Source organism: Limnobacter olei (assembly GCF_029087225.1).
Taxonomy (GTDB): domain Bacteria; phylum Pseudomonadota; class Gammaproteobacteria; order Burkholderiales; family Burkholderiaceae_B; genus Limnobacter; species Limnobacter olei.
The window spans coordinates 141,404-155,014 of record NZ_JARFJD010000014.1 but is presented as its reverse complement, the minus strand read 5'-3'; the positions used below and the strand labels follow the sequence as shown (position 1 = coordinate 155,014).

Sequence of the window (13,611 nt, the reverse complement as noted above, 5' to 3'; positions counted from 1 at the left end):
TTCTCTGTCGCCCATGCTGGGCAACACCGGCCCTGCTCGGCACACAAGGGCAGGTTTTCTTGAAGGCGAGGCGATCGAAACACCGCCGCCGATTGGGCAGCAAATCCGTACGTGAGCTGCGAAGTGGTGCAGATTCGGCTTTGCTGATCAGACGTTGAAGGCAGCCGAGAGATGCATGTTGACAGAGCTTTGAACGCGGCCTTCAATTACTCGGTGGTGGAGAGGCGTTGGCCGGGTTACCGGGGAGCTGAACTTGCAAAGGGTCGCACGATGACCAGTCAGAAAACTTGCCGGCTTGGCGCGCCGAGACTAACGATCGCGCCCTCGCGCGAAAGCCAAGACCCGACCGTTACTGTTGGAGGGCTTGGCTTAGTGCAGGCTCAAGACGAGAAGCCGAAATGCCAAGTTTTCGGGGAGCGGTGACCCTGCAAGCTCAGCTCTCAACAAACTAGTCCAGTCCGACACAACTAACCCATGCCGGGTTGGCAAGAAACTGCTTCGATGAGTCATCAAGGCAACAAAGCCTCGATCTGCTTTTGTATCCAAGGCCTCACAGTTTGAAGCCAATTCGCCTGCAGCGGATCAACCACCTCTTTGTTGGACGTTGAACGCAGCCACGTTATTTGCCGCTTGGCCAATTGGCGTGTGGCAGCGACACCCCGGTCTATCATTTCCTGCCGAGTGCAATGGCCGTGCAAATGCTCCCACACTTGCCTGTACCCCACACAACGCATTGAAGGCATGCTGTCATCCAACACGTAATTGTGACGAAGCTCGATGACCTCTTCAACAAGGCCCTGCTCCAGCATGTTCAGAAAACGAGACTCAATGCGCTTGTGCAAGACAGACCGGTCAGAGGGTTCGATGGCCAGGGTGGGAATTTGCAAATCGGCCTGCTGGTCACGCTGGTGAAAGCTTGAAAGCGGCAGGCCGGTAATTTGAAAAACCTCCAGGGCGCGCTGCAACCGCTGGGAGTCATTGGGCTTTAAGCGCTGAGCTGTAATGGGGTCTACCTCGGCGAGGCGAGCGTGCATGGCGGGCCAGCCCTGCTCCAAGGCATGTTGTTCAATGGCTTGGCGAATTTCAGGATTGGCGGCAGGAAGGTCGTCCATGCCACTGATCAGCGTTTTGTAATACATCATGGTGCCGCCCAAAATAACAGGCACTTTGCCTCGCGCACGGATATCCGCAATCAGCGCATGGCATTGAACGACAAACTCAGCGGCGCTGAAAGTGTCGCTTGGTGTGATGATATCGATTAAGTGATGCGGCACCAAAGCCAGTTCTTGAGGGGTGGGCTTGGCGGTGCCGATGTTCATGTCCCGAAACACCAGTGCCGAGTCGAGACTGATAATTTCTATCGGGAACCCCTGATCGGCCATCCACAAGCCCAAGGCAGACTTGCCCGATGCCGTGGGCCCAAGTACAGCCAGGGCGGGAATAGCGCCAATGCTCACGTGATTCAAAGCCCCCTGTGCTCTATTGGCCGCGCAAAAACCACTTGTCCATTTCAGACAAACTGAAATGACGCCATGTGGGCCTGCCATGGTTGCATTGATCCGACCGCTCGGTGCGCTCCATGGAACGCAACAGCGCATTCATTTCAGGTACGGTGAGCTTTCTGTTTGCACGCACTGCGGTGTGGCAGGCCAAGCCAGCCAGCCATTCATTGCGCTGGCGTTCAAGCACATGCGCCACGCCGTACTGGTGCAAGTCTTCAAGCCACTGTTGCAGCAATGCAGACAAATCCTGACCCGCCAACATGGTGGGCACGGCGCGAACCGCAATTTCCTGAGTTGAAATGAGACTCAAGCGAAAACCCAGTTTTTCCCAAAGATGCTGACCATTGTCGACTTCACTGGCCAGGCGGGGATCAATTTGTACCAACAGAGGCACAAGTAACTCTTGGGAAGAGATGGTTTGCTGATTGTCCAGCGCATTCTTGAACTGCTCATAGAGCACACGCTCGTGGGCTGCATGCATATCGACCACCACCATGCCATCGGGACGCAAAGCGAGAATGTAAATACCGTGTACCTGCGCAATCGCCTGTCCCAAATACTCAGACAATTCTGCATGATCGGCTGCCTGGCTTTGCTGGCTTTCTTGCACTAAGGGTCGCGGCGTAATGACGGCAGGACGCGGCGCGGATTCAATCGGCCGATAGGCTTGAATATAATCGGCAAGCTCCTCCCGCAGGAAAGGAAGCGCTTCACTTTTTGCCTGAGCCTGAACCACTGGCGAGGAAGCGCTGGACGCCCTCCACACATTGCCGTTGCCCGACACGGAGGGTGTTACGACAGAAGACGCCCCGACCTCAACGCTTGCGGACGAATCACTGAGAGGAGCGAAAGCCCTGGAAGGTGCCAGACAAGCCTGAATGGATTGACGCACCCATTGGTGCACTGCCCGCGCGTTTCGGAATCGCACCTCTGTTTTTGCGGGGTGCACATTCACATCCACCTCATTGGCGGGCAAATTCAAAAAAAGCACAAACGCAGGAAATTTGTCGCCATGAAGCACATCTTCATAGGCTGACCGGACAGCATGCCCAATCAGTTTGTCTTTCACAAAGCGGCCATTGACGTAGAAAAACTGCATATCGCCTTTTCCACGGGCTGCGTCGGGCAGGCCAACCGCACCATGCATTTGCATATCGGCAGTTTGGACGTCAATTGGCTTGGAGGCACCATTGGCCATGGTTTCAAGAATGCTGAAGACCCGAGCACTCCAGCTGCTTTCCTGAAAACGGCTTTGTAATTTGCCATCCCGATACACCAGCCAGGTGACCGAGGGGTTGGCCAAAGCCATGCGTTTAACGACGTCCAGACACTGAAAAAACTCAGTTTGCTCTGTTTTCAGAAACTTGCGGCGTGCGGGTGTACTGAAGTAAAGCGATTGTACATCGACCGTGGTACCAGAGCTTGCCGAGGAGGGCTCGACAAGCCACCGCCCACTTTGGTTACTGATGCTGTATGCGCATTCCTGACCTTTCGGATAACTGCTCAGCGTAAACTGACTTACTGAAGCAATTGAGGCCAAAGCCTCTCCTCGAAAGCCAAGACTCATGACGCTTTCAAGCTCACTTAGCGATTGAATTTTTGAAGTGGCATGGCGTGTGACCGCCAACTCGAGTTCGTCTTTCGGTATGCCTTTGCCGTTGTCCTGAATGCAGATTCGTTGAATACCACCGCCGTCGATACGAATAGTGATCTCAGACGCACCAGCGTCCAAAGCATTCTCCAGCAGTTCTTTAACAACCGACGCTGGACGATCAACCACTTCGCCTGCGGCAATTTGGCTGATCAATACATCGGGCAACAGGGATATCGGACGGTGGCTCATCCCCTCATTATAAGTGGCAGCGCGCTCGGTTTAGGTCAGAGGAGTGCGGGCAACAGGAGGGTTCTTGGCGAAGTAATTTGCAATACCCTTGGCGATCGCTTCAGCCAATTCCTGTTGATGGCCCGGGTTGGCCAGTTTTTTCTCTTCATCCGGGTTGCTGATGAAGGCCGTTTCAATCAGGATGGATGGAATATCAGGCGCCTTCAGTACGGCAAACCCCGCCTGTTCCACACGCGGCTTGTGCAATCGATTCACCTTGCCCAAATTGCCGAGAACGGCATCGCCCAACTTCAAGCTGTCATTGATTTGAGCGGTAGTCGACAAATCGAGCAGCACACGGGCCAGTTGCGAATCAGTGCCTTTGATATTGACCCCACCGATTAAATCAGAGGCATTCTCCTTGTTGGCGATCCACTTCGCGGCAGTGCTGGTAGCGCCTCGTTCGGATAGAACATACACCGACGATCCGCCCGCAGTGGGACGAATAAAAGCATCTGCATGCACAGACACAAACAGGTCAGCATTCACGCTGCGGGCCTTTTGCACACGAGTATTCAAAGGCACAAAAAAGTCACCGTTGCGAGTCAACATGGCCCGCATGCCCGGCATTTTGTCAATTTCTGCCTTCAGTTTTTTGCTGATGGCCAACACCACATTTTTTTCGTAAGTGCCCCCTTTGCCAACCGCACCGGGGTCTTCACCGCCATGGCCAGGATCGATGGCAACCGTGATCATTCGTCTCAGTTCTGGAGACGGCTTCTTCTCAACAGGTGCATTGGGCTGAGCCTTGGCAACTTCGGTTTTACTCCCGCTTTTTTCAGGAGTTACACCTTCCAGCTTTAAAGTGCCGTTTGTTTCTGATTCGGCCAAACGCAAAGCACGGGAAATTTCATCTTCCCGCATGGCCGGGTCATCCGACTTTTTCAGCAAAGCCAGCAAAGGATCTGCCGGATTCTTGGGGTAAAAATCTACGACAAATCGATTTTGATACTCGGCAATTGGATCAATCGTGAAAATTTCTGGTTTGACTTCTGCCTTCAGATCGAACACCAGTCGCACGGTGTTCGCATCGTATTGCCCGACACGAATTTGTTGCACATAAGGGTCTTCGGGATGCAGGCGACTGGTGAGGTCTTTCAGGGTGTTGTCGAGTCGCATGTCAAGCAAATCGATCACCATGCGCCAGGGATTCTCAATCAGGAAGTGTTTGTACTTGATCGCGCCCGCGTGCTCTAGCGTTACCCGTGTGTATTCATCTGCGGGCCACAGGCGCACATCCACAAACTTCACCTGGTCAGCAGCAAAAGCACCCACAGGTATTAGTTTCAGAAGCATTCCTGCTCCGACGGTTTTCAACAAGTCGCGACGCGAATTCATAGGCTATTGTTGTTCGTTCAGTTGTTTTACCAAATACTGCCCATCTGGCGACAGGGCCCTCACCTCGATGCGTCGCCCTGTTGTTTCAGGGCTCCCGTGTTGGTGATAACTCAGGTGAATTTCAATATCCGCTTGAGGAAGCAGGCCGCCAGCCTTCTCAGGCCATTCGACCAAACAAATGGCATTTTCCTCAAAGTAATCACGAAAACCGGATTCTTCCCATTCATTCTGATCGAAGAATCGATAAAAATCAAAGTGATACACAGAATAATTCGAGAAATTGTAAGGTTCTACCAACGCATAGCTAGGACTTTTAACCGCACCCCGCACTCCCAAAGCCCGCAAAAAGGCACGCACCAATGCTGTTTTACCTGCACCCAATGGACCTGAAAGGTAGATGCGAAGCGGCGCTTGCGCAAGTTTGGCGAGCTTTTCCCCTACACTGTGGGTTGCGGCGTCGTCGGGTAAATAACGGGTATAAGTTTTCATGCAGGCTCATCAAGAACAAGAGAACTGGGCATTGTTGCAACGTGTGGCCAACGCACAGGGTTTGGGCTGCATGGGTGTCAGCGACACCCATTTGCAGGCCTGTGAGCCACATTTGCAAGCCTGGCTAAACCAGGGCATGCATGGCGAAATGGCCTACATGGAGCGCCACGGACTTAATCGCCTGAATGCAGACACCCTGTTTCCCGGTGCGATTCGAATCGTATCACTGCGTGTGCCTTACGTGCCTGAAACAACGCTGAACCAGCCTGATGCGACGACATTCACCGAGAAAACCCTGATGGAAATCGAAGCCAGCAACAAACCCTATGTGAGTTTGTATGCGCGCGGGCGTGATTACCACAAGGTAATACGCCAGCGCCTGAAACGATTCGCCGATGCTGTGAATTCCGAGGTAGGTGGATTCGGGTTTCGTGTCGCTGTAGACAGCGCTCCCACGGCTGAAGTGGAAATTGCACGCAAGGCTGGCTTGGGCTGGCGAGGCAAACACACGTTGCTTATTCACCCCGAGGAAGGTTCGCTGTTTTTTTTAGGTGAGGTGTTCACGAACATGCCTTTGCCGCTGAATGGTGAATTTGGCAAGAACCACTGTGGTACGTGTACCAGCTGCATCACAGCCTGCCCTACCCGCGCAATTGTGAAACCCTACCAGGTGGATGCGCGGTTGTGCATTTCTTACCTGACCATTGAGCACGACAGCGAAATACCCCTTGAACTTCGCCCGCTCGTGGGCACCCGAATTTATGGTTGCGACGACTGCCAATTGGCATGCCCGTGGAACAAGTTCGCCAAGCCTGCGCAATACGCTGACTTCAATCCGCGCGCCGAGTTTGAAAAACCCGACTGGTTTGCCATGATGCGCTGGACCGAGGAGGAATTTTTAAAAATAACCGAGGGCAGCGCCATTCGCCGGATTGGCTACAAGCGGTTTAGACGAAATTTGGCAGTGGCCGCAGGCAATAGTGTGGGTGTTGTTGGCATGCGTGAGGCGCTGCTCGAAATGCGCTCAAGCGCCGATGCATTCCTGATGGAACACATCGACTGGGCTTTATCCCGGCTTGATTAATCGGTGAACACTTATTTTGCAGGTCGAACAATGGTGTGTGCTTCGCCCTCAACACGCGGGCGTACCACGCCCACTTGATACACCTTTTCACCCGCTGCGCTTAACAAATCCATTGCAGCCTTGGCTTGTTCTGCCGGCAGCACCACAACCATGCCAATACCACAGTTGAACACGCGGTTCATTTCATCAAACGGCACCTGACCGTTTTGCTGCAACCACTTGAACAAATCCGTTTCTGGCCACGTACCACGGTCGAGCTCAGCCACCAAATTGTCGGGCAACACACGTGGAATGTTTTCGACCAAACCACCACCAGTGATGTGGGCCAGCGCATGAACCGGCACCTTCTTGATCAACTCAAGCACAGGCTTCACATACATACGCGTTGGGGCCATGATGGCCTCGCGCAAGGGCATGCCATCGCAAAGCTGGGTTAAATCGGGTTGGGCACGTTCCAAAATTTTGCGCACCAACGAAAAACCATTGGAGTGAATGCCATTGGACGCGAGGCCCAAAATAATATCGCCAGCCTTCACTTTGCTGGCATCCAGAATTTCGGATTTTTCAACAATGCCTACCGCAAAACCAGCCAAGTCATATTCACCGTCGGGGTACATGCCGGGCATTTCGGCGGTTTCGCCACCAATGAGCGCGCAACCCGCTTGTTCACAACCATAGGCAATACCGCCTACTACACTTGCGGCTGTTTTAACGTCCAGTTTGCCGCATGCAAAGTAATCAAGAAAATAAAGGGGCTCTGCGCCTTGAACCAAAATATCGTTGGCACTCATGGCCACCAAATCAATACCCACGGTGTTGTGAATGTTCCACTCAAAGGCCAGACGCAACTTGGTACCCACACCATCGGTGCCGGAGACGAGCACGGGTTCTTTGTACCCTTTGGGTACTTCGAACATGGCGCCAAAACCGCCAATACCAGCCAGCACACCTGGGCGCATGGTGCGCTTTGCCATGGGTTTGATTGCATCAACCAGATCATCACCGGCTTGCATGTCAACGCCGGCGTCTTTGTAGGTCAAGGGAGAATTCATTGAAATTCGGTCCGAAAAATTGTGGTGCTGGGTTGCTTGCTTCAGGTTTGTGGCCACAAGCGCGAGTGGGTGTATTTTAACCGAGACAGGGCGTAAAAAGTGTCATTCAAGGGTATTATTGGGAGCTGCTCGATTCCCCCCGCTTTGGCAATGCCCATGCAACAGTTGCTTCTCGATGTGTTCACGCCCCCCAGGCCGACACTGTCCAACTTTCTGGTTGGGCAGAACGGGCAGCTTGTGCATGAACTGCGAGAACTGATCCAAATGAAGGGAACCAGTCCGTTTGTGTACATCTACGGACCTTCAGGTTGCGGAAAAAGTCATTTGCTGCGGGGCGTGGCCAGCCAACTGGGAGTAAATGTACTTGCCGGCGGCAATCGCTTTGTGTTCAAGCCCGGCGAACGGGCCTTGGTGATCGACAACATTGACCGCCTGACCCCGTACTCCCAGGTGCAATTGTTCAATGCGTTCAATTCAAGCATGGCCGAGAACAAACCCGGTAAAATCGTGTTGGCGGGTGAGCACCCCACCACCGAACTGAAACTGCGTGATGACTTGCGCACACGCATTGAAGCTGGCTTGTGCTTGCGCGTGCACCCCTTGAGCGATCAGGAAAAACATGCGGCACTGCAAGCCATGGCGAAATCGCGGGGCCTGCAGTTAAGTGAAGAGGTCATTGAGTACGCACTTCGCTATTTCCAGCGTGACATGGGCTCGCTGATGGCGGTGATGGACGGGCTGGATCGCTTTTCCCTTGAACAACAAAAACCAGTGAGCGTGAATTTGCTGCGCCACTGGATGAAACGACGAGAAAGTCTGGTAATTCGAGAATATGAAACTCGCACTGTTTGACCTGGACAACACCCTGTTGCCCATCGACTCCGACCATGGATGGTCGCAATTCCTCATCAACAAAGGTGTACTGGACCGGGCCGAATTTGAGGCGCGCAACGATCAGTTTTTTGCGGACTACAAAGCAGGCACGCTGAACATCGACGAGTTTCTGGACTTTCAATTGCGCCCGCTGCGCGACAACAAACGTGCACAACTGGCGGCTTGGCACAATGAGTTCATGGCTGAAGTCATTCGACCCAACTTGAAACCAAGCGCCATTGAGCTGGTAAAACAGCACCAGGCGGACAATGCCGTGTGCGTGATCATTACGGCCACCAACAGCTTTATTACCCAACCAATTGCACAGGCATTCGGTATTGAAGCCCTGATCGCTACCGAACCCGAATTGGTCGATGGTGAATACACAGGCAAGATCACTGGTGTGCCCAGTTTCAGGGAGGGCAAAGTGACAAGGCTGAACGACTGGTTGGCCGCGAAGAACTGGACTTTGAGCAGCTTTGAGAGCAGTTACTTTTACAGCGACTCCATCAATGACCTGCCCCTTCTGGAATGCGTAAGCCACCCAGTTGCAGCAAACCCCGACAACAAACTGGCTGAAATTGCACAAACACGCGGCTGGCCTGTCCTTGAGTTGTTCAAATGATCAAGAAACTGTTTAAACGGATGTTTTCCAAGCCGGCCACGCTGGGGCGTGAAACCCCGGGGCCAGCTGCGCACTTGAACCTGGGGACACCCAAGAAAGTGAAAGCAAGCTACGGCGTGCACAAACCCAAGGTGTGGGGTGTGGCCGAGCACAAAATTGATCGCCGCCTGGTTAGCCACAATGCGATCCGCGTGTGCGAAACCTTGCAAAGCAAGGGTTACAAAGCCTTTGTTGTGGGCGGTGCCGTGCGCGATTTGCTCTTGGGCATGCGTCCCAAAGACTTCGACGTGGCCACTGACGCAAGCCCTGAACAAACCCAAAGACTGTTTCGCCGCGCACGGGTCATTGGCAGGCGCTTTCAAATTGTGCACGTGATGTTTGGCCCTGAAACCATTGAAACATCAACTTTCAGAGCCCTGGCCAGTGCAAGCAACGAGAAAGATGAACATGGCAGGGTGCTGCGCGACAATGAATTCGGGCGGCAAGACGAAGATGCCTCAAGGCGAGACTTCACCGTGAACGCCATGTACTACGACCCCAGCACGGAAACCGTGTGGGACTACCACCATGGCATGGAAGACCTGCGTGCGCGAGTGCTGCGCATGATTGGAGAGCCAAGCCTGCGCTACCGCGAAGACCCGGTTCGAATGCTGCGTGTGGTGCGTTTCGCAGCCAAACTTAATTTCGAGATTGAACCGGCTACCTACGCGCCCATCGCGGAGTTGTCTGACTTGCTGCGCAATGTACCTGCCTCGCGGCTGTTTGATGAAATGCTGAAGCTGCTGATGAGCGGCTCGGCCATGGCCTGCTTGAAAGGTTTGCGGGAAGCTGGATTGCATCATGGTGTATTTCCCTTGCTCGATGCAATTCTGGAGCACCAACGCGGTGAACCCTTCCTGACCGAGGCTTTGGCCCGCACCGACAAACGCGTAAAAGAAGGCAAGCCACTCAGCCCTGGCTTCCTGTTTGCCTGCTTGTTGTGGCATTTGGTGCTTGAAAACTGGGAGAAGAAACTTGAACAGGGGGAACTGAAATTCCCGGCACTGTTTGCCGCGATGGACGATGTACTGGCCGAACAGGCCGAACGCACGGCCATTCCACGTCGCCTAACCGGCGACATGCGTGAAATTTGGGCATTTCAACCACGTTTCGAAAAACGTGCCGGCAAGGCGCCATTCCGCATGCTGGAACAACAGAAATTCCGGGCATCGCTCGATTTCTATGAATTGCGTGCCATGGTGGGCGATGTAGACGCCGATGTTGAATTGGCCGAATGGTGGCGCGAATTCAGCGATGGCGATGTGAACAACCGCCAGAACATGCTGGACGCCCTGCGCGGAACACCCGCAGGTACCGATGGAGCAGCCAAGAAAAAACGTCGGCGCAGAAAACCCAAACCAGGCGCAGGTGCAATTGGTGCTAGCCAGGGACAGCAGGGCGAGTGAACCACGAAGTGAGCCATACACTTTGCTATTTGGGCTTGGGTGGCAACTTGGGGCATCCCATGGCCCTTTTCGACGAAGTGGTCGCGCATTTTCAAACCCATTTCTGTGCGCAAGCGGTGCGGGAATCGCTGCGGTTTGAGAGTGCCCCTGTGGATGCCACAGGTCCGAACTATGTGAACTCCGTGCTGGAATTGATGTGGCAAGGAGATGCAGAACAATTGTTACACGAATGCATGTCCATTGAGTCACAATTGGGACGGATTCGTACTACGCGCAATGCCCCACGCCCCATCGACGTTGATGTGCTCTTGTTTGGTCAGGAAACCGTTAATACGCCACAACTGTCAGTGCCACACCCCCGCATGCATTTGCGGCGCTTTGTACTGGAGCCGCTGTTGCAGTTAAACCCAGAAATTGAAATCCCGGGCCTGGGCCTGGCAAAAAACCATTTGCCAGGCACACTGGACCAGATCGTCAAGGCAATTTGAACTTTTTTTCCAATACCAGCCTCACCCCTGCGCTACACTGAGGCCGCGCGCAAGCCACCCACCGGAGAGTAAAACTTGTTGTCACAAAAGTATCGCCACATCGTGATTGAAGGCCCAATTGGCGTGGGAAAAACCTCGCTGGCCCGACTGATCGCCCAGCGATTTCAGGCAGAGCTGTTGCTCGAGAAGCCTGAAGACAATCCCTTTCTTGAGAAGTTTTACCAAGAACCCGCCCGCTACGCCCTGCCCACCCAGTTGTTTTTTTTGTTTCAGCGCATTGGGCAGCTGCGGGATTTGACCCAGCGGGACTTTTTCGAAAACATGGTGGTCAGCGACTTCCTGCTGGAAAAAGACCGCATGTTTGCCAGCCTGACGCTGGATGAGGAAGAGCTGAAGCTGTACCAGCAAATTTATCAACACCAAAGCCCACAAACCAGCGTGCCGGATTTGGTGATTTACCTACAAGCCTCGCCGCAAGCGCTGATTGAACGGGTGCAAAAACGCGCAACGCCCTATGAGGTGAACATCACCGAGGCGTATTTGTCCCAGTTAAGCGATGCATACAGCCGGTTTTTTTACCACTACGACGACGCACCACTGTTAATTGTGAACACCGAGCATTTAAACCCGGTTGATCATTCCGAAGATTTTGATTTGTTGTTAAACCAGATCGACGGGATGAAAGGTCGACGCGAGTTCTTCAACTGGTCTGAGTAACACCTACCCCTCACGAGAGCACACCATGAGCGCACAACCCCAAGCCGCTGCCAACAGCACCCGCAAGGCTGTTACCTTGCCCGCGTTGCTTGAGATGAAAAAAAATCAGGAAAAAATCGCCATGCTGACCTGCTACGACGCGTGCTTTGCCAGCGTACTCGATGCAAGCGGCGTGGATATTTTGTTGATTGGCGACTCTTTGGGCATGGTACTGGCAGGTATGCCTAGCACCTTGCCTGTGACCATGGACATGATGGAATACCACACGCGCTGTGTGGCCGCAGGCAATAAAAATGCATTTGTGGTGGCCGACATGCCGTTTGGCAGTTACCAGGAAAGCGTAGAACAGGCCTACCGCAATGCAGCAAGGCTAATGGCAGCAGGCGCGAACATGGTGAAACTCGAAGGCACTGCATGGCTGGCCCCGACCATTGAATACCTGACCACACGCGACATTCCCGTGTGTGCCCATTTGGGCCTGACGCCGCAATCGGTCAGCGCCTTGGGCGGTTATCGCGTGCAGGGCCGCGATGCCAAAGCCGCGAAAATACTGAAAACCAATGCCAAGGCCATGCAGGAGGCTGGCGCCCAAATGGTGCTGTTTGAACTGATCCCGGGCAAACTTGCAGCGGACATTTCCAAAAGCCTGATGGTACCCACTATCGGCATTGGCGCCGGGGTTGATTGTGACGGACAAGTTTTGGTGCTACACGACATGTTGAATGTTTTTCCGGGCAAAAAACCGAAGTTTGTGCGCAATTTCATGGATAATCAGCCCTCGATTCAAGCTGCCGTGCAGGCCTATGTGTCTGCGGTGAAAGACAAAACCTTTCCCACAGCAGAACACACATTCTGAGTATTTGATGAGACAGATTTCTTCAATTTCCGAGCTGCGCGATCAACTGCGTGGCCAAAACCGGGTGGCTTTTGTGCCCACCATGGGCAATTTGCACGAGGGTCACATGTCCCTGATGCGAATTGCTGCCAAACACGGTGACCCCGTGGTGGCGAGCGTGTTTGTGAACCGATTGCAGTTTGGCCCCAATGAGGATTTCGACAAGTACCCGCGCACCATGCAGGAAGATGCGGAAAAACTGGAAAAAGAACAGGTGTATGTGATGTTTGCGCCCACCGAGCGCGACCTGTACCCCGAGCCACAGGATTACCGTGTAAAGCCGCCCGATGACCTGGGTGGCACATTGGAAGGTGAATTTCGCCCCGGTTTTTTTGAAGGCGTGAGTACGGTTGTCACCAAGCTGTTTAATTGCGTGCAGCCCAAAGTGGCAGTTTTTGGCAAAAAAGACTACCAGCAGCTGATGATTATTCGGCGCTTGGTGGCCCAACTGGCCATGCCCATTGAAATTATCGCAGCGCCCACCGTGCGGGCAGAGGATGGCTTGGCCCTCTCTTCGCGTAACCGCTATCTGAATGAGCAAGACCGTGCCGAAGCGCCGTTTTTGTATCAACTTTTGAATGATCTCTCGAATCAGGTAAAATCGGGTCGCCCGAATTTGGACCAGTTGGTACAATTGGAGCGCATTTGCGCAGACACACTGGCGAACCGTGGCTGGAAGCCCGATTATTTTGAGGTACGCAGGCAAGCAGACCTGCAACGCCCCACCGATGAAAACCTGTCCGATCAAACGCCGCTGGTTATACTGGCCGCGGCCAAGCTGGGTCAAACCCGCCTGATCGACAATCTGGAGATTGACTAATGCATCGTGAGATGTTGCTCGGAAAAATTCACCGAGCCAAAGTAACCCACTGCGAACTGCACTATGAAGGTTCTTGCGCGATTGATGAAAATCTTCTCGAAGCGTCGGGCATTATTGAATTTCAGCGCATCGACATCTACGTGATCGACAATGGCGAGCGTTTTTCAACTTATGCCATCAAGGGCGAGCGCGGAAGCGGCATGATTTCCCTGAATGGTGCGGCTGCACGCCGTGCTCAAAAGGGTGACTTGGTAATTATTGCGGCCTATGGCACGTTGGATGATCAGGAGTGCAAAACATTCCAGCCCAAGCTGGTGTTTGTGGATGACAACAATGTGATTGCCGAGCAGCGCGGGCACATTCCAACCCAGCAAATGTAATTAAACCAAGCAGTGTGGCAA

General features: G+C 53.4%; 14 protein-coding genes. 9 read left to right on the top strand and 5 right to left on the bottom strand.

Features of this window, described 5'->3' with window-relative positions:
- Positions 1–509: 509 nt before the first annotated feature.
- The 4 genes from miaA to tsaE are packed head-to-tail and all read right to left on the bottom strand — an operon-like array spanning position 510 to position 5,211.
- Positions 510–1,466 carry a tRNA (adenosine(37)-N6)-dimethylallyltransferase MiaA gene (gene miaA, locus PY990_RS10110; RefSeq protein WP_275271498.1) on the bottom strand — a complete coding sequence of 319 codons (957 nt, stop codon included), beginning with the start codon at positions 1,464–1,466 and terminating at the stop codon, positions 510–512.
- A gap of 13 nt (positions 1,467–1,479) precedes the next feature.
- Positions 1,480–3,345: a DNA mismatch repair endonuclease MutL gene (mutL, locus tag PY990_RS10105; protein ID WP_275271497.1), complete on the bottom strand. Its 1,866-nt coding sequence runs from the start codon at positions 3,343–3,345 to the stop codon at positions 1,480–1,482.
- A 30-nt stretch (positions 3,346–3,375) separates the two neighbouring features.
- A complete protein-coding gene (locus PY990_RS10100) occupies positions 3,376–4,680 on the bottom strand; it encodes an N-acetylmuramoyl-L-alanine amidase (RefSeq protein WP_275271496.1) in 1,305 nt (434 codons plus the stop codon).
- Positions 4,681–4,725: 45 nt separating this feature from the next.
- A complete protein-coding gene (gene tsaE / locus PY990_RS10095; protein WP_275271495.1) occupies positions 4,726–5,211 on the bottom strand; it encodes a tRNA (adenosine(37)-N6)-threonylcarbamoyltransferase complex ATPase subunit type 1 TsaE in 486 nt (161 codons plus the stop codon).
- On the opposite strand from tsaE, the gene queG reads away from it, so the two are divergent.
- Positions 5,210–6,295: a tRNA epoxyqueuosine(34) reductase QueG gene (queG, locus tag PY990_RS10090; RefSeq protein ID WP_275271494.1), complete on the top strand. Its 1,086-nt coding sequence runs from the start codon at positions 5,210–5,212 to the stop codon at positions 6,293–6,295. The two genes, tsaE and queG, sit on opposite strands and share 2 nt — an antisense overlap.
- Before the next feature lie 11 nt (positions 6,296–6,306).
- Here the strand turns inward: queG and purM are convergent, their stop codons facing one another.
- Positions 6,307–7,347 carry a phosphoribosylformylglycinamidine cyclo-ligase gene (gene purM, locus PY990_RS10085; RefSeq protein WP_275271493.1) on the bottom strand — a complete coding sequence of 347 codons (1,041 nt, stop codon included), beginning with the start codon at positions 7,345–7,347 and terminating at the stop codon, positions 6,307–6,309.
- A gap of 156 nt (positions 7,348–7,503) precedes the next feature.
- Between purM and PY990_RS10080 the strand changes: the two genes are divergently transcribed.
- The 8 genes from PY990_RS10080 to panD all read left to right on the top strand — a co-directional run bounded on the left by PY990_RS10080 (position 7,504) and on the right by panD (position 13,590).
- On the top strand, positions 7,504–8,199 hold the full coding sequence (locus PY990_RS10080; RefSeq protein WP_275271492.1) for an HdaA/DnaA family protein: 696 nt from the start codon (positions 7,504–7,506) through the stop codon (positions 8,197–8,199).
- Positions 8,180–8,845, top strand: a complete 666-nt coding sequence (locus tag PY990_RS10075) for a histidinol-phosphatase (protein ID WP_275271491.1) — start codon at positions 8,180–8,182, stop codon at positions 8,843–8,845. Before PY990_RS10080 ends, PY990_RS10075 begins: the two co-directional genes overlap by 20 nt.
- Positions 8,842–10,290, top strand: coding sequence for a polynucleotide adenylyltransferase PcnB (gene pcnB / locus PY990_RS10070; RefSeq protein WP_275271490.1), 1,449 nt, complete (start codon positions 8,842–8,844; stop codon positions 10,288–10,290). The genes PY990_RS10075 and pcnB overlap by 4 nt, the downstream gene beginning before the upstream one ends.
- Complete coding sequence (gene folK, locus PY990_RS10065; protein ID WP_275271489.1) at positions 10,287–10,778, top strand: 2-amino-4-hydroxy-6-hydroxymethyldihydropteridine diphosphokinase; 492 nt, start codon at positions 10,287–10,289, stop codon at positions 10,776–10,778. The genes pcnB and folK overlap by 4 nt, the downstream gene beginning before the upstream one ends.
- A gap of 75 nt (positions 10,779–10,853) precedes the next feature.
- The gene (locus PY990_RS10060; protein WP_105027050.1) at positions 10,854–11,495 is read left to right on the top strand and encodes a deoxynucleoside kinase; all 642 of its coding nucleotides are present in this window, start codon (positions 10,854–10,856) and stop codon (positions 11,493–11,495) included.
- Positions 11,496–11,520: 25 nt separating this feature from the next.
- Complete coding sequence (gene panB, locus PY990_RS10055; RefSeq protein ID WP_275271488.1) at positions 11,521–12,351, top strand: 3-methyl-2-oxobutanoate hydroxymethyltransferase; 831 nt, start codon at positions 11,521–11,523, stop codon at positions 12,349–12,351.
- Positions 12,352–12,358: 7 nt separating this feature from the next.
- Positions 12,359–13,210: a pantoate--beta-alanine ligase gene (gene panC, locus PY990_RS10050; protein WP_275271487.1), complete on the top strand. Its 852-nt coding sequence runs from the start codon at positions 12,359–12,361 to the stop codon at positions 13,208–13,210.
- Positions 13,210–13,590: an aspartate 1-decarboxylase gene (gene panD, locus PY990_RS10045; protein WP_008251515.1), complete on the top strand. Its 381-nt coding sequence runs from the start codon at positions 13,210–13,212 to the stop codon at positions 13,588–13,590. Before panC ends, panD begins: the two co-directional genes overlap by 1 nt.
- Positions 13,591–13,611 lie beyond the last annotated feature (21 nt).

Excerpts from the sequence above, each read along its gene's own strand:
- panB (WP_275271488.1), top strand. The coding sequence starts at position 11,521 with ATGAGCGCACAACCCCAAGCCGCTGCCAACAGCACCCGCAAGGCTGTT.
- PY990_RS10080 (WP_275271492.1), top strand. The coding sequence starts at position 7,504 with ATGCAACAGTTGCTTCTCGATGTGTTCACGCCCCCCAGGCCGACACTG.
- pcnB (WP_275271490.1), top strand. The coding sequence starts at position 8,842 with ATGATCAAGAAACTGTTTAAACGGATGTTTTCCAAGCCGGCCACGCTG.
- purM (WP_275271493.1), bottom strand. The coding sequence starts at position 7,347 with ATGAATTCTCCCTTGACCTACAAAGACGCCGGCGTTGACATGCAAGCC.
- queG (WP_275271494.1), top strand. The coding sequence starts at position 5,210 with ATGCAGGCTCATCAAGAACAAGAGAACTGGGCATTGTTGCAACGTGTG.
- panD (WP_008251515.1), top strand. The coding sequence starts at position 13,210 with ATGCATCGTGAGATGTTGCTCGGAAAAATTCACCGAGCCAAAGTAACC.
- PY990_RS10100 (WP_275271496.1), bottom strand. The coding sequence starts at position 4,680 with ATGCTTCTGAAACTAATACCTGTGGGTGCTTTTGCTGCTGACCAGGTG.
- tsaE (WP_275271495.1), bottom strand. The coding sequence starts at position 5,211 with ATGAAAACTTATACCCGTTATTTACCCGACGACGCCGCAACCCACAGT.
- mutL (WP_275271497.1), bottom strand. The coding sequence starts at position 3,345 with ATGAGCCACCGTCCGATATCCCTGTTGCCCGATGTATTGATCAGCCAA.
- PY990_RS10075 (WP_275271491.1), top strand. The coding sequence starts at position 8,180 with ATGAAACTCGCACTGTTTGACCTGGACAACACCCTGTTGCCCATCGAC.
- panC (WP_275271487.1), top strand. The coding sequence starts at position 12,359 with ATGAGACAGATTTCTTCAATTTCCGAGCTGCGCGATCAACTGCGTGGC.